Source organism: Luteimicrobium subarcticum, from assembly GCF_002798015.1.
Classification (GTDB): Bacteria; Actinomycetota; Actinomycetes; order Actinomycetales; family Cellulomonadaceae; genus Luteimicrobium; species Luteimicrobium subarcticum.
On the sequence record NZ_PGTZ01000009.1, the window covers coordinates 115837 to 138514 of the forward strand.

The 22678-nt window shown below is 74.7% G+C and carries 16 protein-coding genes and 1 riboswitch; of the genes, 9 read left to right on the forward strand and 7 right to left on the reverse strand.

Going from position 1 to position 22678, the window contains the following annotated elements; translation table 11 throughout:
* Window positions 1-50: 50 nt before the first annotated feature.
* From hrpA to CLV34_RS11195, 3 genes are all read left to right on the forward strand, one after another.
* Entirely contained in the window at window positions 51-4676 is a 4626-nt protein-coding gene (hrpA, locus tag CLV34_RS11185) for an ATP-dependent RNA helicase HrpA (RefSeq protein WP_425436231.1), read from the forward strand.
* A 147-nt stretch (window positions 4677-4823) separates the two neighbouring features.
* Window positions 4824-6029: an endo-1,4-beta-xylanase gene (locus tag CLV34_RS11190; RefSeq protein ID WP_100350396.1), complete on the forward strand. Its 1206-nt coding sequence runs from the start codon at window positions 4824-4826 to the stop codon at window positions 6027-6029.
* 93 nt (window positions 6030-6122) lie between these two features.
* On the forward strand, window positions 6123-6521 hold the full coding sequence (locus CLV34_RS11195; RefSeq protein WP_100350397.1) for a DoxX family protein: 399 nt from the start codon (window positions 6123-6125) through the stop codon (window positions 6519-6521).
* Here the strand turns inward: CLV34_RS11195 and CLV34_RS11200 are convergent.
* Both CLV34_RS11200 and CLV34_RS16410 read right to left on the reverse strand, forming a co-directional pair.
* Complete coding sequence (locus tag CLV34_RS11200) at window positions 6511-9447, reverse strand: ATP-binding protein (protein ID WP_100350398.1); 2937 nt, start codon at window positions 9445-9447, stop codon at window positions 6511-6513. The genes CLV34_RS11195 and CLV34_RS11200 overlap by 11 nt on opposite strands.
* Before the next feature lie 44 nt (window positions 9448-9491).
* Entirely contained in the window at window positions 9492-9650 is a 159-nt protein-coding gene (locus tag CLV34_RS16410) for a hypothetical protein (protein ID WP_157803815.1), read from the reverse strand.
* A gap of 294 nt (window positions 9651-9944) precedes the next feature.
* Here CLV34_RS16410 and CLV34_RS11205 point away from each other — a divergent pair, with 294 nt between their 5' ends.
* The 3 genes from CLV34_RS11205 to CLV34_RS11215 all read left to right on the forward strand — a co-directional run bounded on the left by CLV34_RS11205 (window position 9945) and on the right by CLV34_RS11215 (window position 14052).
* Window positions 9945-11801 carry an AMP-dependent synthetase/ligase gene (locus tag CLV34_RS11205; protein ID WP_100350399.1) on the forward strand — a complete coding sequence of 619 codons (1857 nt, stop codon included), beginning with the start codon at window positions 9945-9947 and terminating at the stop codon, window positions 11799-11801.
* A gap of 118 nt (window positions 11802-11919) precedes the next feature.
* On the forward strand, window positions 11920-12549 hold the full coding sequence (locus CLV34_RS11210; protein ID WP_100350400.1) for a DNA-3-methyladenine glycosylase I: 630 nt from the start codon (window positions 11920-11922) through the stop codon (window positions 12547-12549).
* A 105-nt stretch (window positions 12550-12654) separates the two neighbouring features.
* Window positions 12655-14052: a choice-of-anchor A family protein gene (locus CLV34_RS11215; RefSeq protein ID WP_100350401.1), complete on the forward strand. Its 1398-nt coding sequence runs from the start codon at window positions 12655-12657 to the stop codon at window positions 14050-14052.
* Window positions 14053-14242: 190 nt separating this feature from the next.
* On the opposite strand, the gene CLV34_RS11220 is transcribed toward CLV34_RS11215, so the two are convergent.
* The 3 genes from CLV34_RS11220 to CLV34_RS11230 all read right to left on the reverse strand — a co-directional run bounded on the left by CLV34_RS11220 (window position 14243) and on the right by CLV34_RS11230 (window position 17186).
* Window positions 14243-15370 (reverse strand): App1 family protein phosphatidate phosphatase, encoded by a 1128-nt coding sequence (locus CLV34_RS11220; RefSeq protein ID WP_100350402.1) that lies wholly within the window; start codon window positions 15368-15370, stop codon window positions 14243-14245.
* Between the two features lie 95 nt (window positions 15371-15465).
* Complete coding sequence (locus CLV34_RS11225) at window positions 15466-16122, reverse strand: lysophospholipid acyltransferase family protein (RefSeq protein ID WP_100350403.1); 657 nt, start codon at window positions 16120-16122, stop codon at window positions 15466-15468.
* 92 nt (window positions 16123-16214) lie between these two features.
* Window positions 16215-17186 carry a GlxA family transcriptional regulator gene (locus CLV34_RS11230; RefSeq protein ID WP_100350404.1) on the reverse strand — a complete coding sequence of 324 codons (972 nt, stop codon included), beginning with the start codon at window positions 17184-17186 and terminating at the stop codon, window positions 16215-16217.
* A gap of 71 nt (window positions 17187-17257) precedes the next feature.
* Between CLV34_RS11230 and CLV34_RS11235 the strand changes: the two genes are divergently transcribed.
* Window positions 17258-18058, forward strand: coding sequence for an MBL fold metallo-hydrolase (locus CLV34_RS11235; RefSeq protein WP_100350405.1), 801 nt, complete (start codon window positions 17258-17260; stop codon window positions 18056-18058).
* On the opposite strand, the gene CLV34_RS11240 is transcribed toward CLV34_RS11235, so the two are convergent.
* The gene (locus CLV34_RS11240; protein WP_100350406.1) at window positions 18003-18605 is read right to left on the reverse strand and encodes an NUDIX domain-containing protein; all 603 of its coding nucleotides are present in this window, start codon (window positions 18603-18605) and stop codon (window positions 18003-18005) included. The two genes, CLV34_RS11235 and CLV34_RS11240, sit on opposite strands and share 56 nt — an antisense overlap.
* Window positions 18606-18703: 98 nt before the next feature.
* Window positions 18704-18806, forward strand: a riboswitch (SAM riboswitch).
* Between the two features lie 45 nt (window positions 18807-18851).
* Here CLV34_RS11240 and CLV34_RS11245 point away from each other — a divergent pair.
* Window positions 18852-19913: a methylenetetrahydrofolate reductase gene (locus tag CLV34_RS11245; protein ID WP_100350407.1), complete on the forward strand. Its 1062-nt coding sequence runs from the start codon at window positions 18852-18854 to the stop codon at window positions 19911-19913.
* A gap of 6 nt (window positions 19914-19919) precedes the next feature.
* Window positions 19920-22325, forward strand: a complete 2406-nt coding sequence (metE, locus tag CLV34_RS11250; RefSeq protein WP_100350408.1) for a 5-methyltetrahydropteroyltriglutamate--homocysteine S-methyltransferase — start codon at window positions 19920-19922, stop codon at window positions 22323-22325.
* Between the two features lie 69 nt (window positions 22326-22394).
* Here the strand turns inward: metE and CLV34_RS11255 are convergent, their stop codons facing one another.
* Entirely contained in the window at window positions 22395-22634 is a 240-nt protein-coding gene (locus CLV34_RS11255) for a hypothetical protein (RefSeq protein WP_100350409.1), read from the reverse strand.
* Window positions 22635-22678 lie beyond the last annotated feature (44 nt).

A 22678-nucleotide genomic window follows, 5' to 3' on the forward strand; every position in this document is an offset into this window, starting at 1 on the left:
TCGCACCGCCGCGCGAATCGGGTTGCCAAGACTTGAGAGGATGGAACCCCGTGAGCACCGAACCCCGTCCCGACGCGCGCCCCGAGGGCGCTCCCCGCGCTGCGGCGCGCCCGGACACGTCGTCCGACGGGGCGCCGCGACGCCGCCGGTCGGGGCGAGGACGCGGCCGGGGCCCCGGACGTCCCGCGACGCGTGTGAGCGACGCCCACCTGACGCGCATGCGCGAGCGGCGCGAAGCGGTCGAGCTCGGCACGATCCGCTACCCCGAGCAGCTCCCCGTGAGCGCGCACCGGGACGAGATCGCGGCCGCGATCCGCGACCACCAGGTCGTGATCGTCGCGGGCGAGACCGGTTCGGGCAAGACGACCCAGCTCCCGAAGATCCTGCTCGACCTGGGCCGCGGACGCGCCGGTCAGATCGCGCACACCCAGCCCCGGCGGATCGCCGCCCGCTCCGTCGCGGAGCGCGTCGCGGAGGAGCTCGGCAGCCCGCTCGGCGAGGTCGTCGGGTACCAGGTGCGGTTCACCGACGAGTCGTCGGACTCGACCCTCGTCAAGGTCATGACCGACGGCATCCTGCTGGCCGCGATCCAGCGCGACCCGCAGCTCCTCGCCTACGACACGATCGTCGTCGACGAGGCGCACGAGCGGTCCCTGAACATCGACTTCCTGCTGGGCTACCTCTCGCGGCTGCTGCCGCAGCGCCCGGACCTCAAGCTCGTCATCACGTCCGCGACGATCGACTCCGCCCGGTTCGCGCGCCACTTCGGGACGCCGGCGCCCGCCGGCGTCGCCGCGGTTGCCGCCGCGGACACCGCGGGAGCCGCCGCCGACGACGTCGTCCCCGCGCCCGTCATCGAGGTCTCCGGACGCACGTTCCCCGTCGAGATCCGGTACCGCCCGCTGGTCGCGGACGCGGAGACGCCCGACGACGGCGCCCCAGGCGGTGCGCGCGCGGGCAAGGGCGGCAAGGGACCCGCCCCGAAGAAGCCCCGCGAGGACCGCGACCTCGTGACGGGCATCGTCGACGCGGTCGACGAGCTGATCGCGCTGGACCGCACGCGCCGCGACCCGGGTCCGGGCGACATCCTCGTGTTCCTGTCGGGCGAGCGGGAGATCCGGGACGCCGCCGACGCCCTGACCGGTCACTTCGGGGAGCGCGGCCGCGACCCGCGCGACCCGGGCTACGTCGAGGTGCTGCCGCTGTTCGCGCGACTGTCCGCGGCCGAGCAGCACCGCGTCTTCGCGGCGCACGCGGGCCGCCGGATCGTGCTGGCGACCAACGTCGCGGAGACGTCGCTGACGGTCCCGGGCATCCGGTACGTCGTCGACCCGGGCACGGCACGCATCTCGCGCTACTCGAAGGCGACGAAGGTCCAGCGCCTCCCCATCGAGCCGGTGAGCCAGGCGTCGGCGAACCAGCGCTCGGGACGCTGCGGCCGCCTGTCGGACGGCGTCGCGATCCGCCTGTACTCCGAGGACGACTTCGCGGCCCGCGAGCCGTTCACCGAGCCGGAGATCCTGCGGACGTCGCTCGCGTCCGTGATCCTGCAGATGATCTCGGTGGGCGTGGTCGGCTCGCCCGACGACGTGGCCCGGTTCCCGTTCGTGGACCAGCCCGACACGCGGGCCATCCGGGACGGCGTCCAGCTCCTCACCGAGCTGGGTGCGCTCGAGCAGGTGCACGACGACGGCGCCTCGCGCACCCGCCTCACCGAGACGGGCCGACAGCTCGCGCAGCTCCCCATGGACCCGCGCCTGGCGCGGATGATCGTCGAGGGCTCGCGCCGCGGCGTGGCGCGCGAGGTCACGATCGTCGCCGCCGCACTCTCCATCCAGGACCCCCGCGAGCGCCCGACGGAGGAGCGCGCGCAGGCGGACCAGATGCACGCGCGCTTCGCGGACCCGACGTCCGACTTCCTGAGCTACCTGAACCTGTGGCGGTACGTCCGCGAGCTGCAGCGCGACCTGTCGGGCAACCAGTTCCGTCGCCGCGTCCGCTCGGAGCACCTGAACTTCCTGCGGATCCGCGAGTGGCAGGACCTGGTCTCCCAGCTCCGCGACACCTCCAAGCCCCTGGGCATCCGCTGGGGCAGCTCGGCGCACGCGCAGGACCACCGGGAGGCGGCGGGGGGGCCCGGGGACGCGAAGGCCGTGGCGGGCCTGGCGGGAGGCGCCCGAGGAACGAGGGCGCCGGATGGAAGGCCGAGCACCCCGGGCTCCCCCGCCGCCGACCCCACGACCGACCCCCACGACGAGCACACCACCGACCCCCACCGTCACGCCTGGGACGCCGACACCATCCACCAGGCCCTCCTCTCCGGCCTCCTGTCACAGGTCGGGATGCAGCAGACGGCGGACATCAAGGCGTCCGCACGCCAGGGCCGCGACCAGGGCCAGCTGAAGCGGATGGCCCGGCAGGCGCGCAACGAGTACCTCGGTGCGCGGGGCATCCGGTTCGCCGTGTTCCCGGGGTCGCCGCTGAGCAAGAAGCCGCCGGCGTGGGTCATGGCGGGCGAGCTGGTGGAGACGAGCCGCCTGTGGGCGCGCGACGTGGCGCGGATCCAGCCGGAGTGGGTCGAGGAGGTCGGCGCGCACCTCGTGAAGCGCACGTACTCGGAGCCGACGTGGTCGTCGCGGCGCGGCGCAGCCACCGTGGTCGAGAAGGTGCTGCTGTACGGGGTGCCGGTCGTCGCGGACCGGCAGGTCCTGTACGCCAAGGTCGACGCGGAGGCGGCGCGCGAGATGTTCGTGCGGCACGCGCTCGTCGAGGGCCAGTGGTCGACCCATCACGCGTTCTGGAAGCAGAACCGGACGGTGCTCGACGAGGCCGAGGAGCTGGAGGCGCGCTCGCGTCAGCGGGGGCTCGTCGTCGACGACGACGTCCTGTTCGCGTTCTACGACGCCCGCGTGCCGGCGTCCGTGGTGTCGGCCCGCCACTTCGACCAGTGGTGGAAGACAGCGCGACGTCGCACCCCCGACCTGCTGGACCTCACGCTCGACCTGCTCGTCCCGCAGGCCGGCGAGATCGACACCACCCAGTTCCCCGAGTCGTGGCCGCAGAGCGACCTGACGCTCCCGCTGACGTACCAGTTCTCCCCCGGCACGGACGCGGACGGCGTGACCGTCCACGTGCCCGTGTCGGTCCTCGCGCGCGTGACGCCCGACGGGTTCGACTGGATGGTCCCCGGGCTCCTCGACGAGCTCACCACCGCGACGATCCGCTCGCTGCCCAAGCCCGTCCGTGTGCAGCTCGTCCCGGCCCCCGACGCCGGGCGCGACGTCGCCGACTGGCTCCGCGCGAACACGCCCACCTGGGCCGACATGGCCCGCGCCGGCGACATGGCCGAACCGTTCCGCGCCGCGTTCACGCGCGCAGTCCGCGCCGTGCGAGGCGTCGACATCCCCGACGACGCGTGGGCCGGGCAAGCCGCGCGGCTGCCCGCGCACCTACGCATGACCTTCCGTGTCGTGTCCGAGCCCGAGCGCGGCGTCGCACAGGTGCTCGGCGAGGACAAGGACCTCCTGGGGTTGCAGCGGAAGCTGGCGGGGCGGGCCGAGGCGGCGGTACGGACGGCGGTGCGGGCGGCGTTGGAGGCGGCTCGGGCGTCGGCGGGGGTCGACACCGTGGCTGGGGCACAGGCCCGCCTCGCGCCGCCTTCTTCCGAACGGTCCGGTTCCGCGTCCGCAGGCGCTCCGAGTGAGGGGCTCCCGGGGCGGTTGGTGGCCGAGGTCGGCGTGCTCGACGGGTGGCCCCCGGTCGACGTGCTCGGCGGGGATGCCGGGCGGTCGTTGCCCGACGTCGTGGAGACGCGGGTGGGCGCCGGTGCGGTGGTGCGCGGGTATCCCGGGCTGGTGGTCGAGCCGGGCGCGAAGGGCGGGGACGTCGTCGCGCTGCGCGTGCACGCGGACCGCGACCGCCGCGACGCCGAGCACGCCGACGGTGTGCGGACGCTCCTGCTGCGCGAGGTCGCGCTGCCCGTGGGCCGGGTGACGTCGCGGTGGACGGGGACGCAGGCGCTCACGCTCGCGTCGAGCCCCTACCGGACCACGGACGCGCTCGTCGACGACGTGCAGCGCGCGGCCGTCCGGTCGCTCACGAGCGGGCCGACGGCGGTGCACCCCGACGCCCCCGACGCCGGGGCCGTCCGCGACCTGGCGGCGTTCGACGCGGCGCGCGGGTTCGTGCGCGAGCACCTGGAGGACGAGGTGCACCGGGTCGTCGGGCACGTCGTCGCCGCCCTGAGCGCCGCGCGCACCCTGGACGGCGAGATCCGTGCGACGTCCAGCCTGGCGCTGCTCAACACCTTGACGGACCTGCGGGAGCAGCAGGCCGCGCTGGTTCCGGCGGGGTTCGTGTCCCGGACGCCCGCGCACCGGCTCCCGCACCTCACGCGGTACCTGCGGGCCGCGTCAGCGCGTCTCGACAAGGCGCGGTCGAACCCGCACCGGGACGCCGAGCTGGCGTGGCACGTCCACGACGTCGAGCAGGCGTACGAGCGGGCGCGGGCCGCGTACACGGCCGGACGCCGCGACCCGGCGCGGGCGGCCGAGCTCGCGGACGTGCGCTGGCAGATCGAGGAGCTGCGGGTGTCGTTGTTCGCGCAGCAGCTCGGGACCGACGGCCCCGTGAGCGAGAAGCGGATCCGGAAGGCGCTCGACCCGTCGGGCTGGTGACCTGCCCGGACGTCTTCGAAATCGATTTCGAAGAATCGTTGACGGGGGCGCTCGACGTCTTTAGTTTAGTGATTGCACTCAATGTGCCCGCGTGGCAGGCGCACCGTCGCGCCCGCCGCCGGCGTCCCGAGACGAAGGAGTATCGGCATGCCCGCAGCACCCCGGATCACCCCCTCCGACGCACGCCCGCGCCACCGGCGCCGCACCGCCATCGCCGTCGGCGCGGGAGTCGTCGCGCTCGGCCTGGCCGTCACCCCCGCGGTCGCGACCGCCCACGGGGCGTCGCCCTGGGCCGGCCACGCCTCCCCCGGCCAGCCGTCCCACGGACACCCGGCCAAGCCCACCAAGCCCACCAAGCCGCAGGCCGACGACAGCCTCCGCGCTCTCGCCGCACCGTCCGGCCTGCGCATCGGGGCCGCGCTCAACACCGACCGCCTCGCGGACGACGCCACCTACGCCTCGATCGCCGCCGACCAGTTCTCCACCGTGACCCCCGAGAACGTCATGAAGTGGGAGGTCGTCGAGCCGGCGCAGGGCACCTACGACTTCACCGCGGCCGACCAGCTCGTGCGCTTCGCGCAGCAGCACGGCCAGCTCGTGCGCGGTCACACCCTCGTGTGGCACAACCAGCTGCCGTCGTGGCTGACCGCCCAGGCGAGCACGCTGTCCGCGACGCAGCTCCGCGCGATCCTCAAGCAGCACGTCCAGGCCGAGGTCAAGCACTTCAAGGGCAAACTCTGGCAGTGGGACGTCGTCAACGAGGCGTTCGCCGACGACGGCACGCTGCGCGACGACATCTGGTCGCAGAAGCTCGGCGACTCGTACATCGCCGACGCGTTCCGCTGGGCCCACGAGGCCGACCCGCAGGCCAAGCTGTTCTACAACGACTACAACATCGAGTACACGGGCGCGAAGAGCGACGCCGTCTACGCCATGGTCACAAGGCTCCAGGCGCAGGGCGTCCCGATCGACGGCGTCGGCTTCCAGGACCACCTGGACACGCAGTACGGCACCCCGAACCTGCAGGACAACCTGCAGCGCTTCGCCGACCTGGGCCTCGACGTCGCCGTCACCGAGGCCGACGTCCGCACCACGCTGCCCGTGACGTCCGTCGAGCAGACCGCGCAGAACAGCATGTGGTCGCAGTCGCTGAGCGCCTGCCTGCTCGTGAAGCGGTGCATCTCGTTCACCGTGTGGGGGATCGACGACGGGTCGTCGTGGGTCCCGAGCACGTTCCCCGGCGAGGGCGCCGCCCTCCTGTACGACGACGCGTACCAGCCGAAGGCGCAGTACGGCGTCCTGCAGCAGACCCTCGAGCTGGCCGCCGGCGCGCCGCGACGCAGCGGGCGCTGACCGGCTCCCACCACCGTCGGTGCGACGCCCCGGGACGCTGCCACCCAGGCCGCGCCCGGGGCGTCGGGGTTCACCGGGACCTACGATCGCCCGATGACATCCCGACGGACGACCGTGCTTGCCGGAGCCCTCGCGGCGCTCCTCGCCACGTCAGGCACGATCCACCTGGTGCGCCCGCGCGTGTACGAGCCGTTGATCCCGCGGCGCCTCGGGTCGCCGCGCGCGTGGGTGGTGGGTTCGGGTGTCGCGGAGCTCGGCTGCGCGGCAGCCCTGGCGCTCCCCCGGACGCGGCGGGCCGGCGCCGTCGCGACCGCGGCGCTGCTCGTCGGCGTCTTCCCGGGCAACGTGCAGATGGCGCTCGACGCGCACCCCGGTGCCCGGTCGTGGGCCCGCAAGCCCGCCGTCGCCTGGGGACGCCTCCCGCTGCAGGTCCCGCTCGTCGCGGCGGCGTGCGCCGTCGCCCGCGACACCTCGGCCCGCGTCAGCGGGTGAGGTCGAGCAGCCCGCGCTCGTGCGCGAGCGTGACCGCCTCGGTGCGGGTGCCCGCGCCGAGCTTCGCGAGCACGTTCGACACGTGGACGCTCACGGTCTTGCCCGAGATGAACAGCACCTCGCCGACCTGGCGGTTGGACAGGCCGCGCGCGACGAGCCCCAGCACCTCCGCCTCGCGGTCCGTGAGCACACCTGCCGTCGGGGCACGCACGCCCCCGACGTCGAGCCGGGCGCGGCGTGCGAGGGCACGGCACGCGTCCGCGAGCGGACGGGCTCCCATCGCGTCGGCCTCGTCCACGGCAACCGTGAGCTCCCGGGCACCCGCGTCGCGGTCGCCCGACACCACGAGGGCCTCGGCCCAGCGGAACCGCGACCTCGCCACCTCGTAGCGGTACCCGTAGCCGAACTCCTCGACGACGGTCGCCCACGCACGAGGGTCGACGGGCGGGCCACCCGCGGCGGCGGCCAGCCGCGCGTGCTCGGCGCGTACCCGCGCCAGCCAGCCGCGCGCCTCGGGCCCGAGCCGACCGCCGCGCGGCCGTCCCCGTTCCGCGGACCGCGTCGCCGCGTCGCAGAAGGTCTCGCCACGGGCCACGAGCGGCCCGACGTCCCTGCCGAGCAGGGCCTCGCGCTCGGCCTCGTCCGCGAGCGCAGCCAGGGCGAGCGCGCTGATCCAGATCTGCCCGAGGAACACGTCGGTCCACTCCGCGCTCAGATACGCCACGACCTCGGACGCGATCTCGACGGCCTCGCCGGTCCGGCCGGCGAGGGTCAGCGCGTCGACGGCGCACCCGCCGGCGATGAGCGCAGCAGACGTGTCGACGTGCCACTCGGGACGCAGGGCCAGCGCGCGCTCGACGACGTCCTCGTCGCCCCGCGCGACCGCGGAGTACAGCCGGACGGCACGGAAGACCACGCTGGACGGCGCCGGGACGCGGTCGTCGGGTGCGGCGTGCAGATCGCCCAGGACGTACGCGGTCAGCTCGCGGAAGAACTGGATCTCGGTCCCGTACGCGCTCCACGTGCGACCGGTCCGGCGGGCGTAGTCGGCGGCCTCGTCCAACGCGGCGCGCGCGTCGTCGAGCCGGCCGCCGTAGTACCAGGTCGCACCGAGGTTCCACCAGGCGCGGACCGCGGTGTCGACGTCCCCGGCGGCGAGCGCCCGGTCCCGTGCCTCGCGGACGAGCTCGGCCGCGTCCTCCGGCTCGTCCACCGAGAGGATCGCGAGCGTGTTGAGCGCGTTGGCCTCGATGGCGGGCGCGTCGACGGCTTGGGCGACGGCGACCGCCTCGGTCGCGGACCGTCGCCCGACCTCGTCGAGATCGCCGTTCAGGGCGGCCCGTGCGTGCGCTGCGAGCGTGGCGGCGCGCGCCCGCGACGGCGGGTCGACCGGCAGCACCGCGAGCGCCTCCTCGGTGCGCCGCAGCGCAGCCGGGCCGTCCTCGACCGCGAGCAGGTATCCCGCGACGACGTGCTGGAGGGCGGCGCGCTCGAGCTCGTCGGGCACGGCGTCGACCGCGGCGCGCGCGAGCGCGACCGCACGCTGCGGGTCGCCGGAGCGTTCGGCCGCGGAGGCGGCGTCGAGCGCGACGTCGCTGCGTCCGCGTCCGACGAGGCCGGCCGGGTCGGGGACGCCGTCCCACAGCTCGAGGACCTGCTCGAGGTGCCGCAGCTCTTCCGTGGGGGCGAGCAGCCGGCGCGCCTCGAGCGCGGCCTGGTGCGCTGCCACGAGCGTGGTGGGCAGGTCGTGGGCCCGGGCGGCGTGCGAGGCACGCTGCGCCGCCGACCCGAGCGTGGGGTCGGCGGCCATCGCCTCGAGATAGGCCCGGTGGACGGCGACCTGCTCGCCGGGCAGCAGGTCGGCGTACACCGCCTCGGCGAGCAGGGCGTGGTGGAACCCGAGCCGGCCGTCGGGCTCGGTGCGCAGGACCTGCTGGGCGACGGTCTCGCGGAGTGCGGCGTCCGCCGTGCCGCTCCCGCCGCCCGCCGATGCGCCCGCTGTCCCGGTCAGCGGCAGCACACCCGTCTCGAGCACCGCGCGCAGCAGACGCTCCTGGACCACGCGTCCGTCCGCAGAGGCGGCGCGCACCACCCGCTGGGACGCCGGGTCGAGGGCGTCGACACGGGACTGGAGGGCTTCGGCGAGCGACCACGGCAGCTCGCCCCGCGCGACCCCGGACGCCACGAGCTCCTCGGCGAAGTAGGCGTTCCCCTCGGACCGTTCGCGGACCGTCTCGAACGCGGCGGGCGGGAGCGGCCGGCCCGCGACCGCCGTCGTGAAGACGCGGAGCTCGGCGGCGCTGAACGGCGCGAGGTCGATCCGTGAGACGCGGGGGTGCCGCCCGAGCTCTGCGAGCACGGGCCGGAGCGGGTGCCGACGGTGGAGGTCGTCGGAGCGGAACGTCGCGATGACGGCGAGGTGCTCGTCGCGCATGCGCGCGACGAGGAAACGCAGCACGTCGAGCGTCGACGGGTCGGCCCAGTGCAGGTCCTCGACGAGCAGGACGAGCGGTGCCCCGGGCGACCCGGCCCGCGCGAGCACGGTGGCCAGCCCGTCGAAGAGCTGGAGCCGGTCGTCAGGCGCCGCGGACGCGTCGGCGTCGAGGAGCCGCGCGAGGGCGGGCCGCTGCTGGGCGACCTCCTCGACGATCTCGCACTGACCACGCAGCAGGGCGAGAGCCTCGACGAAGGGGAGGTACGGCAGCCCGACGGCGCCCAGGTCGACGCAGTGGCTCTCGACGACGGCCGCTCCGCGGTCGCGCGCCCGTTCGGCCGCTCGGCCGAGCAGGCGCGTCTTGCCGACGCCGGCGTCGCCCCCGACGAGCAGGAGCGACGGGACGCCCCGGCCCGCGTCGTCCACCGCGGCGGCGAGCAGATCGAGCTCGGGCTCGCGCGCGACGAAGGGTGCGACAGGGGTCGTGGGCACGTCGCCAGTGTTCCACCGCCCCCCGACAGCCGGCCTGCGGCCCGTCAGGGCCGGCCCGTGGCGCGACGGGACCGGCTGCGGAGCGCGATCCAGGCGCTGCGCCGCGGGTGGTGTCGCGCGGGTGCGGGGCGGAAGTCCTCGCGGGCACGCTCCTGGCGGTAGGCGATCTCCGCCTCGACCGCGGGGCCCAGGTACTCGCTCATCGTCCGTCTCCTCTGCGTGGCGGGCCGTCCTGCCCGGCGGGCCGCGCTGTCGGCGGGCCGCATCGTCGTCGTCCTCGACGGTCGGCCTGAGGTGGCCGGTGCGGGATCCGGCGATCGCCCGCCTTTCCTGCCTGCGCGGAGGTGGACGAGCCCGCTGAGGTGCGTGCGGGGTGGGCTGAGGTAGGCCGAGCGCCCGCTGAGGTGGGCGCGGCACAGAGATACCGATACCGGGGGTATCATGTAGAACCCCGCTCCGACGCGGGACCCCATGCAGCGGACGACGAGGTGCAACGCATGACCGCCACGGCCCCCCAGACGGCCTCCTCCCCCACGTTCCTCGACGGCACGGACGTCGACCTTCGGATCGACCGGTCCATCGCGACGATGTACCGCGACCGGCTCGCGACGTCGCCCGCGAACCTCGCGTTCCGTGAACCCGACGGCTCCGGGGGCTGGACCGACCACACGTGGCGCCAGGTGGACGACCGCGTGCGTCCGCTCGCCGCCGGGCTGCTCGCGCTCGGGATCGCCCGCGGCGACCGCGTCGCCCTCATGGCTCCCACGAGCTACACGTGGATCGTCGTGGACCTCGCCGTCCAGGTCGCCGGCGCCGCCGCGACGTCGATCTACCCCGTCGCGACGCCCGACGTGCTCGAGTGGATCCTCGCCGACTCCGCGTCGCGGGTGCTCGTCGTCCAGGACGCCGCCCTGCTCGAGCAGGTGCGCGCCGTGCGCGCCCAGGCCTCCGCGCTCGAGCTGGTCGTCGTGATCGACCCCGCGGACGTCGAGCTGCAGGACGGCGAGACGACGCTCGCCGAGCTCGCCGCGTCGGGTGCCCGGCACCTGGCGGCCGAGCCGCGCTGCGTCGACGAGGCCGGGGACGTCCTCGTGCACGACGACCTCGCGACCCTCATCTACACGTCCGGCACGACCGGCCGCCCCAAGGGGGTCCGGCTCACGCACGGCAACTGGGCGGGCGAGGCCGCCGGGATCGACGCGCTCGGCATCCTCACCCCCGAGCACACGCAGCTCCTGTGGCTGCCGCTCGCGCACGTCTTCGCCCAGACGTTCGTGGTCACCCAGCTCCGCGTCGGCTACCCGACCGCGGTCGACGGGTCGATCCCCGACCTCGTGGGCAACCTCGCGACGGCCCGGCCGGCGTTCATGGCGGCCGCCCCCCGCATCTTCGAGAAGGTCCATGCCGGGATCACCGCGCAGGTCGAGGCGAAGGGCGGGGTGTCGCTCGCGCTGTTCCGCTGGGCCGTGCGGACCGGCGAGCAGAAGGTCCGCGCGCAGCAGGCCGGCGAGCAGGCGTCCTGGTGGGTCCGGGCGCAGGCCGCGCTCGGCAGCGCGCTCGTGTTCTCCAAGGTCCGCAAGCGGTTCGGCGGGAACCTGCAGTACTTCATCTCGGGCTCCGCGCCGCTGTCGCGCGAGATCCTCGAGTTCTTCGAGGCGGCCGGGCTGCCCATCCTGGAGGGCTACGGCCTCACGGAGACGTCCGCCGCGATCACGGTGAACCTGCCCGGCCGGTCGCGCTTCGGCACGGTGGGACCGGTCCTGCCGGGACACCGCATCCAGCTCGCGTCCGACGGCGAGATCCTCGCCGCCGGCCCGTGCGTCACGGCCGGCTACTTCCAGAACGCGGAGGCCACGGCCGAGTCCGTCGAGGACGGCTGGTTCCACACGGGCGACATCGGCGAGATCGTCGACGGCCGGTACCTCAAGATCGTCGACCGCAAGAAGGACCTGTTCAAGACGTCCAACGGCAAGTACGTCGCGCCGGGGCTCGTCGAGGTCACGCTCACGTCGAGCTGCGCGCTCGTCGGACAGGCCGTCGTCGTCGGTGCCGGGCGCTCGTACTGCGTGGCGCTCGTCAGCGTCGACTCGGAGGAGCTCGCGAGGTTCGCGTCCGCGCACGGCCTCACCGGCGACTACGCCGAGCTGGTGCACGCACCCGAGGTGCAGGCCGAGATCCGCCAGGCCGTCGAACGGACGAACGGGAAGTTCGCCCGCTGGGAGCAGATCAAGAAGTTCGCCGTGCTCGACACCGAGATCACGGTCGAGAGCAACGAGCTCACGCCGTCGCTCAAGCTGCGGCGCAAGCCCGTCGTCGAGAAGCACGCCGACCTCATCGACTCGCTCTACTCCTGACGGCTCCTGACCGTCCCACGGTCGTGCACCGGCGCGCGCGATCCGGGTCCGTCCACGGCCGCGCGCGCCGGGCACGACGCCCGGCGCGACCGTGGGCGGGAGGCGGCACGCTGGGGGCATGACGACCGAGCAGCCGACGACCCCGTCCGACAGCACGTCCGACAGCACGCCCGCCACGACGCCCGCCGGGCCGCCCCTCGGGGCGCGCTGCTTCGGCGACGGCGACCCCCTGTACGAGGCGTACCACGACGACGAGTGGGGCGTGCCCGTGCACGGCGAGGCACCGCTGCTCGAACGGCTCGCCCTCGAGGGCTTCCAGTCGGGGCTGTCGTGGCTCACCGTGCTCCGCAAGCGGGATGCCTTCCGCGAGGTGTTCCACGACTTCGACCCCGAGCGCGTCGCGGCCTTCGACGCGGACGACGTGGCGCGCCTCCTCGGCGACGCCCGCATCATCCGCAACCGGCAGAAGATCGAGGCGACCGTCGCGAACGCCCGCGCCCTCGTCGCGCTGCACGACGCAGGCGGGACCCTCGACGAGCTCGTCTGGTCGTTCGCTCCCCCGCCGCGCGTCACGCGGCCCGAGCACCCGTCCGACGTGCCGGGCACGACCGCCGAGTCGGTCGCCCTCGCGAAGGCGCTCAAGAAGGCCGGCTTCCGCTTCGTCGGGCCGACCACCGCGTACGCCACGATGCAGGCCTGCGGGCTCGTCGACGACCACCTCGCGTCGTGCCCGGTCGTGGCACGGTGACGAGAGGGACGAAACCGGACAGCGGGACGGATTTGTACGCGGCCCTCCTTAACGGGTAGGGTCCGGCTGCCGATACGACCGCCCGCAGCCCGAGGAGCAACACCGGTGTCTCGCTTCTTCCCCCGTCTCTCCACCGTCGGGAGCCGCGTCGCGGTCTCCGCACTGCTCCTCGGGGCCGCAGGGACCGGCCTCGCCGGCACCGCGTTCGCCGCGGGTGTCGACGACTGCTCCACGCCCCCGATCAGCGATGGCGGCCCGTCGGGCGCCAGCGACTCGAACGTCAACGTCTTCGTGGGCGGCAGCTTCACCGTCAAGGCCGGCGCCGAGGCCGAGGGCGTCGTCGTGGTCGACGGCGACCTCGGCACCGCCGGCTTCTACAACGTGGGCGTCGCGGGTGCCGGCTCGCAGGTCGCGCCGCCCGCCGGGTCCGTCATGCTCCGCGTCGGCGGCGACGTCACGACGGGCCACCTCGACGTCGGCTCGCGGATCGGCGCGCAGGTGAGGGTGGGCGGGTCCGTGCACCCGGGCGTCCAGATCGACACCAACGGCGGCTCCCTCGCCACGCAGCTCGGCCACGACGCCGCCCTCGAGACCTCCACGGGCTTCGCGAGCACGCTCGCGCCCGAGAGCGCCGCCTACGACGCGCGCACCGCGAACGGCAAGGTCGTGCGCTCCGGCAGCGACACGACCCTCGACGGTGACGGCACCTCCAAGGTCCAGCTGTTCGACCTCGACGGCGCGGCGCTCGGTGCGTCCGGGCACGCGGTCACCGTGACGTTCGCGCACGTCCCGGACGACGCCCAGGTGGTCGTGAACGTCCACGGCCAGGTCGACGCCACCGTGAACGGCTTCTGGCGCGACGGCGGTGCGCACGCGTTCGACCAGAACGGCGACAAGGACGGCCTCGCCTCGTACGCGTCGCGGACCCTGTGGAACATCGTGGACGACGCGAGCCCGTCGTTCACGGGCGGTGCCCAGTGGACCGGTTCGGTCGTGGTCCCGAAGGCGAACGGCACGACCACGGTCGCGGTGCCCGGCATGAACGGGCGCGTGTACGTGGCGGGCAACCTCGTGCAGAACCTCGGCGGCAGCGAGTTCCACAGCTACCCGTTCGAGGGCTCCGACTGGAGCTGCTCGGACAGCACCCCGACGCCGTCGACCACGCCGAGCAGCACGCCCAGCGACACCCCGAGCGAGACGCCGAGCGGCACGCCGACCGACGCCTCCGGCACGACCCCGACCGAGGTCCCGTCGGGTGCCCCGAGCGTCCCGGCCGACACGCCCTCCACCCCGGCGTCGGGCACCACGACGACCGCCCCCGGCGGCCTGTCCGAGACGGCACCGGCCGCGTCCGACGACACCACCACGGCGGCTGCCGCCCCGGCCGACGAGACCGGCGGTCTCGCAGAGACCGGTGCGGCGATCCTGCCCGTCGCCGTCGTCGCGCTCGCGCTGCTCCTGGCCGGCGGCGTGCTGCTCCTGGTCCGACGCTCGCGCGCCTGACCCCCTGACGCGCGCGGCCGCACGGTGCCGCGCGCACGGACCCCCGCCCGGGTCCGTGTCGGAGCCCGGCTTCGCCCCTCGGGGCGGGGCTGGGCTCTTGGCGTCCGTGGTGGCGCCCAGCGCTCTCGACGTCCCCGGCCGCGCAGAGCAGACGGCGGCGATCGGGCGGTGCGGACCGGGCGCAGAGCGGTCAGGACGCGGCCGGACCCGCCTTGCCGCTCGGGGCGCCGCCCCCCCGCTGCACGCCCAGCAACCCCCTGCGGAGCGCGTCACCGTCGAGGCCACGCACCACGGGCACCTCGTGGGGCTCGCGCAGGTCCGGTCCGCGGACGACGTGCCCGCGATCGTCCCGGGACGGCAGCGGGACGGGCAGGCCGTGCGACAGCACCTGCTGGGTCGCGGTGAGCTCACGGATCGCCACGGCGCTGACCTGGCCGGGGTGCTCTCGCACCGCCCGGTCGTACACGTCGGGGTCGTGCTGCCCGTCGTCGCCGACGAGGATCCACCGGACGTGCGGCAGCTCGTCGAGCAGCCGTTCGAGCTGGCTGGTCTTGTGCGCGACGCCGCTGCGGAACCACCCCGTGTTCGTGGGCCCCCAGTCGGTGAGGAGGAGCGGCCCGGGCGGGTACCCGTTGACGTCGAGGAACCGGCGCAGCGTCACGGCCGTGTTCCATGCCCCGGTGGAGAGGTAGACGAACGGCGCGTCCGGGTACCGGGCGCGCAGGTCGCGGTAGAGCGCCGCCATGCCGGGCACGGCGCGCCGCGCGCTCGGGTGCACGACGAACGTGTTCCAGGCGGCGATGAAGGGGCGCGGGAGCCGGGTGTCCATGACGGTGTCGTCGATGTCGCTCACGACGCCGAGCAGGGCGTCCGGCCCGACGACGATCACCCGCGCCTCCGTGGTCACCCCGGTGCTGGGCGTGAGCCGGACCGTGTGCCAGCCGGGCGCCAGGGGCTCGTCGAGGTCGATCCGGAGATCGATGTAGCCACCGCGGTCGGCGACGACGACCCGGCGGACGGACCCGAGCTCGATCTGCACGACCTCCCGCGGCGCGGGCACCGCGACGAACGAGCGCCACCCCCGGCGGTCCCACGCGTGCGGCAGGACCCCCTCACAGGGCGTCAGGACGGTGCGGGCGAGGATGCGGACCCACCCGGGCTCGCCGTAGCCGGTGTTGCCCTCGACGCGGGGCTCCCAGCGCCGGCGGCGCAGCCTCTTGCCCACGGACGCGAAGAACCTGTCCTCGACCCGGGCGGCGACGTGCGGCCGGGTGGACTCGTGCGCCTCGGCGTCCTGGTGGACGTCGTCGTCGGGCATCGGGGGGCAGGCTCCTCGGTCGGGGGCGGGAGTCCTACCTTGGCACACCTGCGACGCCGTGGATGTCCCACACGTGTCGTGCGGGTGACGTCCTCTCAGTCGTCGGCGAGATCCTGTCCGGACAGCGCGTGGATCTGCTCCATCACGGTGTCGGTGAGCTCGCGGCGCGCCTGTGCGGGGCGCTGGCCGGAGGCGATCTGGCGCGCGGGGTCGATCGGTGCACCGAAGTGCACCTCGACCTTGAAGCGCCGGGAGAGCCGTGGGAAGCGGGCGTCGACGGGCTGCACCTTGTCCGTGTTGATCACGGCGACGGGGACGACGGGCGCCTGCCCGGTCAGGGCGAGGTAGCCGACGCCGGTGTGCCCGCGGTGGAGCTTGCCGTCGCGGGACCGGGTGCCCTCGGGGTAGATGCCGAAGGCGTCGCCGCGGTTCAGGACGACGAGGGCGTCCTCGAGGGACTTGAGGCCGGCGCGGGGGTCGTCGCGCTGCACGGGGATGTGGCCGAACGTCGTGAAGAACCAGCGCGAGAGCCGCCCCTTGACGCCCTTGCCGGTGAAGTACTCGGCCTTGGCCATGTAGGTGACCTGGCGCGGGGAGACCACGGGGATGAGCAGCGAGTCGATGAACGAGAGGTGGTTGCTCGCCAGGATCACCGGGCCGGCGTCGGGGATGTTGTTCCGTCCCGTGACCTTGGGCCGCAGGAACATGAACGTCACGAGGGACAGAAGGAGTCTCACCACCCGGTACGCCATCGGACCATTGTGCACAGACGTGCAGCCTGTCGTTCCACTGCCGTACACGTCGTGGACGCGGTTCTGTACCGATCCGGTGCCGCACCCGACGGTCAGGGACCCGCCGTGGGCGTGCCGCGGAACGCACGCCGGTAGGCCGACGGCGTGGTCCCGAGCGTCCGCGCGAAGTGCACCCTCAGCGAGGCCGCCGAGCCGAGCCCGGACGCCGCGGCGACGGCCTCGACCGGGTCGTCGCCCTCCTCGAGGAGCGCGCGCGCCCGGTCGACGCGCTGGGCGACGAGCCAGTCGCCGACCGCCGACCCGGTCCGCTCCCGGAACCGCCGGCTGAAGTGACGCCGGGACAGGTGCGCGGCGGCGGCGAGGTCGTCGAGCGTCAGGGCGTCACCGAGCCGGTCGGTCGCCCACGCCATCGCCCGCCCGACGGCGTCGTCCGGGCCGACCCGCGGGTTCGGCGTGGGTGCGAACTGCGCCTGCGTCCCCTCGCGGTGCGGCGCCAGGACGAGCCGACGGGCCACGCGCGCCGCGACGGAAGCACCGTGGTCGCGGCGGACCAGGTGGAGGCAGCAGTCGAGCGCGGACGCCGTCCCGGCCGACGTCACGACGTCCCCGAGGTCGCACCAGAGGACGTCGCGCCGGACCGCGACGCGCGGGTGGCCGGCGACGAGGTCGTCCTCGTGCGCCCAGTGCGTGGCCACCTCGCGCCCGTCGACGATGCCGGACGCGGCGACGACGAACGCCCCGAGGCACAGGCCGACGACGCGGGCGCCGCGGGCGTGCGCGGCGCGGACGGCGTCGAGCAGCACGGGCGACGGGTCGCGTCCGAGGTCCCAGCTCGGGACGACCACCGTCGCGGCTCCGTCGAGCGCCTCGAGCCCGTGCGTGACGACGATCGCGTACCCGCCTCCGGTGGCGAGGACGCCGGGCTGCTCCGCGCACACGACGACGTCGTAGCCGAGGCCGGCGCCACCCGGGACGACGCCGCCCAGGACGACGCTGGGGGCGGACAGGTGGAAGGGGCTGATCCCGTCGAACGCCAGGACCGCGACGCGGTGCGGAGTCGTCATGGCCCGATCCTAGCGAGCAACGACCATCGGGCCACTCGTGCGCGCGGCGGCCCGGCGGGAGGCTCGGAGGCATGACCACACCACGCACCCCTGCCTCCCCGGTCGCCGTGACGCTCGTCGGCGGCCCCACCGTCCTGCTGGAGCACGCGGGCCTCCGCGTCCTCAGCGACCCCACCTTCGACGCCCCGCGCCAGTACGAGGGCCGCGCGGTCCTCACGAAGCTCACCGGACCCGCGGTCCCGGCTGCGGCCGTCCTGCCCGTCGACGTGGTCCTCGTGTCGCACGACCAGCACGCCGACAACCTCGACGTCGCCGGCCGCGCGCTGGTCGAGGAGGCGCTCGCCGCGGGACGTCCCGTGCTCTCGACCCCGCGCGCGGCCGAGCGCATCCCGGGCGTCACGGGCCTCGCGCCGTGGGAGTCGTGGGACTCCCGGACGACCCCGTCCACGCGGATCACGGCGGTGCCCGCGCTCCACGGGCCGCCGGGGGCCGACGCGGACGCGCTGAGCGGGCCGGTCACCGGTTTCGTCCTCGAGGCGCCGGAGCAGCCGACCGTCTACGTCTCGGGCGACAACGCGTCGCTCGAGCACGTGCGCGAGGTCGGCGAGCGGTTCGCGGTCGACGTGGCGGTCCTGCACGCCGGGGCCGCTCGGGTCCCGCGCCACCCGGGCGCCACGCTGACGCTCGACGCGGCGGCGACCGTCGCGGCCGCCCGGCTGCTCCCGGGGGCGACGGTCGTCCCCGTGCACGCCGACTCGTGGGCGCACTTCAGCGAGGACGTGGACGCCGTGCGCCGTGCGTTCGCCGACGCCGGGCTCAGCGACCGTCTGCACCCGCTGCAGGCAAGGGTCCGCTCGACGATCGAGCGCTGAGCCGGGCGCGCGCGACGGCCCGGGCGACCCGGCCGGGCAGGTTGTCGGGCGCGTCGGACGGCAGCGCGTCGACGGGGAACCAGCGCACGTCCTCGCTCTCGTCGCTCACCACCACGGGGGCGTCGGGCGACGCGACGGCGACGAACGCGACGTCCCAGTGGGTGCGGCACGTCCCGAACGCGGCGGCGAGGTCGTGCCGGTCGACGTCGGACGGCGCGCCGGACGCGAGCCGGAGCGAGGTCAGACCGGACTCCTCGCGGGCCTCGCGCAGCGCGGCGGCGGCCAGCGTCGCGTCGTCGTCCTCGACGTGGCCGCCGAGCTGCACCCAGAACCGGCCCTTGCGGTGGTAGCAGAGGAGCACGTGGGTGAGGTCGTCCGACAGCACGACGCAGCTCGCGGTGAGGTGCTGCGCGCCGCCCTCGCGCCGGAGGGCGGCGTCGCCGTGCGCGGCCACGAACGCGACGTACTCGCCGCGGAGGTCCTGCTGCCCGGGGGCGTCCCAGGCGCGGAGCAGGTCGAGGACGGCGGGGTGGCGGTCAGCGGTCATCCAGGCAACCTAGCGCCGGCGCCACCTCGCACCGGTTCACGGTGTCTCAGCGGGCGGACAGCCCCTGTCCCGCATGGTGACGCCCGCCTACGCTGGTCGGACCATCCAGAGCGGTCGAGAGTCCTGGCTCGTCGACGCCGCAGCAACCCCCCAACGGAAGCCTCCCGCGGGGAAGGGTGCTTCAGCCAGGTCCGATGGAGAGACCGTGTTTCTTGAGGCAACTTCCTTCGTGGTCGTGAGACTCGCATGAGCGTCGGACCCGCGATCGCGCGCGCCGGCTCCGGCACCGCGCCCCGGCCCACCGTGAGCTTCGAGCTCATGCCGCCGCGCAACCCCGCGGCCGCGCCCAAGTTCTGGGACACCGCCACCCGGCTCGTCGCCGCGCGCCCCGACTTCGTCTCCGTGACCTACGGCGCGGCCGGCAACGACCGCGACACCGCGCGCCACGTCGTCGCCCGGCTCATCCGCGAGACGCCCGTCGTCCCCGTCGCGCACCTCACGTGCGTGGGCGCCGCGCGCGGCGACGTCGCCGAGGTCATCGACGACTTCCTCGCCGACGGCGTGCGGTCGTTCCTCGCGCTGCGCGGCGACCCGCCCGTCGACAAGCCCGACTGGGCGCCCGCGCCCGACGGCCTGCGCTCGTCCGACGACCTCGTGCACCTGCTCCGTGAGGTCGAGGCGCGCCGCTGCGCGAGCCACCCCGGCGACGCGCTCCGGGGCGCGCACCGCCCGCTGACCATCGCGGTCGCGGCGTTCCCCGCGGGCAACCTCGCGGCGGGCACGACGCGCGCCCAGGAGGTCCAGCGCCTGCTCGAGAAGGAGCAGGCGGGGGCCGACTTCGCCATCACGCAGATCTGCTACGAGCCCGAGACCTACACGGGCTTCGTCGACGAGGCGCGCGCCGCCGGCGTCACGATCCCGATCCTCGCGGGCATCCTGCCCATGACCGAGCCCCGCCGCCTGCACCGCGTCGAGGAGCTCACCGGCGTGCCCGTGCCGCAGCACGTCCTGCCCGCGCTCGAGGCCGCGGACGACGACGCCGCGCGCCACGCCATCGGCGTCCGGCACACCGTCGACCTCGCGCAGGCCGTCCTCGACGCGGGAGCGCCGGGCCTGCACGTCTACACGTTCAACAAGCACCACGCAGCACTTGACCTGCTCGAGGGCGTACACCTCGGCGGCAGGGGGACGGACGACACGTCCGACCTCCTGGACCTGGCCAGCGGGCCGTGGGTCAGGGACCACCACCCCCACGACGTGCCCGGAAGCCACGACATGGCGTCCGCGAAGGGCACGGGAGACGGATGACCCCTGATGTCACAGTCCACGACCACCACCGGATCGCCCGCTGAGGCGAACACGGCGACCTTCCCCGCGGCCACGGTTCTCGGCTACCCGAGGATCGGGCCGAACCGCGAGCTGAAGCGCGCGCTCGAGTCCTTCTGGGCGGCGCGCACGGACGTGCCCGCGCTCGAGGACGCGGCGGCCACCCTGCGCACCCGGACGCGCGCCCGGCTCGCCGAGCTCGGCCTCGCCCGCACGGGCGGCGCCGTCCCCGAGGCGTCGTCGTTCTACGACCAGGTGCTCGACGCGTCGTACGCGCTGGGTGCCCTGCCGGCCCGCTTCGACGGGCTCGCCGGGCTCGACCTGTACTTCGCGGCGGCGCGCGGCACGTCGGGCGACGCGGGCGAGCGCGCGCCGCTCGAGATGACCAAGTGGTTCGACACGAACTACCACTACCTCGTGCCCGAGATCGGTCCCGGCACGACGTTCCGCCTCGACGCGAGCCGGTTCGTCGGACCGGTGCGCGAGGCCGCGGCGGAGGGGCTCGACACGCGTCCCGTCGTCGTCGGTCCGGTCACGTACCTGCTGCTGTCGAAGGCCGCGGACGACGCCCCGGCCGGCTTCGAGCCGCTGTCCCGCCTCGGTGACCTGCTGCCCGTCTACGCCGAGCTGCTGCGCGAGCTCCGCGCCGCGGGGGCGAGCTGGGTGCAGCTCGACGAGTCCGGCCTGGTCGCCGACCACCTCCTCGACACGGCGACGGTGTCGCCCGCCGACGTCCACGCGGCCGTCAAGGCCGCCTACCGCGCGCTCGCCACGGACCTCGCCGCGGGCGTCGACCGTCCCGCGATCCTGCTCCAGGCGTCGTACGGCGACCTCGGTACCGCGTGGCCCGTCGTCGCCGCGACGGACGTCGAGGCCGTCGCGGTCGACCTGGTCCGCGGCGCGCTGCCGGCGGCGCCCGTCCCCGGGCTCGAGACCAAGACCGTCGTCGCGGGCGTGGTCGACGGCCACAACATCTGGCGCGCGGACCTCGGCGCGAAGGCCGACCTGGTGGACGCGGTCGCCGCAGCCACCGGTGCGGGCGCGGTCGCGGTCGGCACGTCGACGTCGCTGCAGCACGTCCCGCACGACGTCGAGCCGGAGTCCTGGGACGACGGCACCGCCGCGGGCGCCGAGCTCGACGCCAACCTGCACGCGTGGCTCGCGTTCGCGGACCAGAAGGTCGGCGAGGTCGTCGCCCTCGGCACCGCGCTCACCGACGGCCGCGACGCGGTCGCCGACGTCCTGGCGGCGGCGTCGGCCGCGGTGGCCGGTCGACGGGACGCCGCGGGCGTGCGCGTCGACGCCGTCCGCGCCCGGACCGCCGCGCTGCAGCCGGGCGACTTCGAGCGCGGCGCGCACGCCGAGCGCGTCACGGCGCAGCGCGAACGCCTGGGCCTCCCTGCCCTGCCGACGACGACCATCGGGTCGTTCCCGCAGACGGTCGAGATCCGCCGGGCCCGGGCCGCGCACGCCCGCGGCGAGCTCACGACCGACGCGTACGAGCAGGCGATGCGCGACGAGATCGCCCGCGTGGTCACGCTGCAGGAGGAGCTCGGGCTCGACGTCCTCGTGCACGGCGAGGCGGAGCGCAACGACATGGTGCAGTACTTCGCGGAGCTGCTCGACGGCTTCGCGGTGACCACGAACGGCTGGGTGCAGTCGTACGGCTCGCGCTGCACGCGCCCGTCGATCCTGTGGGGCGACGTGTCGCGCCCGGAGCCGATGACGGTCCGCTGGGCGCAGTACGCGCAGTCGCTCACCGAGAAGCCGGTCAAGGGCATGCTCACGGGCCCGGTGACGATCATGGCGTGGTCGTTCGTGCGCGACGACGTGCCGCTCGCCGAGACCGCGAACCAGATCGGGCTCGCCCTGCGCGACGAGGTCGTGGACCTCGAGGCGGCGGGCATCGCCGTCGTGCAGGTCGACGAGCCCGCGCTGCGCGAGCTCCTGCCGCTGCGGCAGGCCGACCAGGCGGCGTACCTCGACTGGTCGGTCGGGTCGTTCCGCCTGGCCACCGCGGGCGTCCGCCCCGACACGCAGGTGCACACGCACCTGTGCTACTCGGAGTTCGGCGAGGTCATCGGCGCGATCGACGGCCTCGACGCGGACGTCACCTCGATCGAGGCGGCGCGTTCCCGGATGGAGGTCGTGCCCGAGCTGCAGGACGCCGGCTTCTCACGGGGCGTCGGGCCGGGCGTCTACGACATCCACAGCCCCCGCGTCCCGTCGGTCGCAGAGGTCACCGAGCTGCTCGAGCTCGCGGTGAAGTCGGTCGACCCGAACCTGCTGTGGGTCAACCCGGACTGCGGCCTCAAGACGCGCGGCTACGCGGAGACGACCCCGTCGCTCGCGCACCTCGTGGAGGCCGCGCACGCGGTCCGCGCGACCCTCTGAGCGCAGGTCGGGCCGGGCACGCGCGCAGCGTGCCCGGCCCGTTCGCGACGTGTCAGCGCTGGTGGGGTGTCAGCGCTTGTGGAAGGTCATCGGCAGCCAGAAGGCCGCCGTCGTGACGACGATCCCGGCGAAGAACAGGAAGGCGCTCCCCGTGCCGCCGTCCTCGCCCTTCGACGCGGCGCTGCCCATGATGAGGATGCCGGCCACGAACAGGACGAGAGTGATCAGGAACAGCGGGATCGCGCCCGCGTTGCGGGGGGTGCGGTGGACGGTGAAGTCCTCGCGGACCTCGGGCTGCTGAGTCGACATGGCACAACGGTATCCCCTGTATCGCCTGGTGCCGGCTGCGAGGA

What these genes read in the sequence shown, in the direction of transcription:
- CLV34_RS11205 (WP_100350399.1), top strand. Translation starts at nt 9,945, where the DNA reads ATGACCGCCACGGCCCCCCAGACGGCCTCCTCCCCCACGTTCCTCGAC.
- CLV34_RS11225 (WP_100350403.1), bottom strand. Translation starts at nt 16,122, where the DNA reads ATGGCGTACCGGGTGGTGAGACTCCTTCTGTCCCTCGTGACGTTCATG.
- CLV34_RS11240 (WP_100350406.1), bottom strand. Translation starts at nt 18,605, where the DNA reads ATGACCGCTGACCGCCACCCCGCCGTCCTCGACCTGCTCCGCGCCTGG.
- CLV34_RS16410 (WP_157803815.1), bottom strand. Translation starts at nt 9,650, where the DNA reads ATGAGCGAGTACCTGGGCCCCGCGGTCGAGGCGGAGATCGCCTACCGC.
- CLV34_RS11220 (WP_100350402.1), bottom strand. Translation starts at nt 15,370, where the DNA reads ATGCCCGACGACGACGTCCACCAGGACGCCGAGGCGCACGAGTCCACC.
- CLV34_RS11230 (WP_100350404.1), bottom strand. Translation starts at nt 17,186, where the DNA reads ATGACGACTCCGCACCGCGTCGCGGTCCTGGCGTTCGACGGGATCAGC.
- CLV34_RS11245 (WP_100350407.1), top strand. Translation starts at nt 18,852, where the DNA reads ATGAGCGTCGGACCCGCGATCGCGCGCGCCGGCTCCGGCACCGCGCCC.
- metE (WP_100350408.1), top strand. Translation starts at nt 19,920, where the DNA reads ATGTCACAGTCCACGACCACCACCGGATCGCCCGCTGAGGCGAACACG.
- CLV34_RS11190 (WP_100350396.1), top strand. Translation starts at nt 4,824, where the DNA reads ATGCCCGCAGCACCCCGGATCACCCCCTCCGACGCACGCCCGCGCCAC.
- CLV34_RS11195 (WP_100350397.1), top strand. Translation starts at nt 6,123, where the DNA reads ATGACATCCCGACGGACGACCGTGCTTGCCGGAGCCCTCGCGGCGCTC.
- CLV34_RS11235 (WP_100350405.1), top strand. Translation starts at nt 17,258, where the DNA reads ATGACCACACCACGCACCCCTGCCTCCCCGGTCGCCGTGACGCTCGTC.
- CLV34_RS11255 (WP_100350409.1), bottom strand. Translation starts at nt 22,634, where the DNA reads ATGTCGACTCAGCAGCCCGAGGTCCGCGAGGACTTCACCGTCCACCGC.
- CLV34_RS11210 (WP_100350400.1), top strand. Translation starts at nt 11,920, where the DNA reads ATGACGACCGAGCAGCCGACGACCCCGTCCGACAGCACGTCCGACAGC.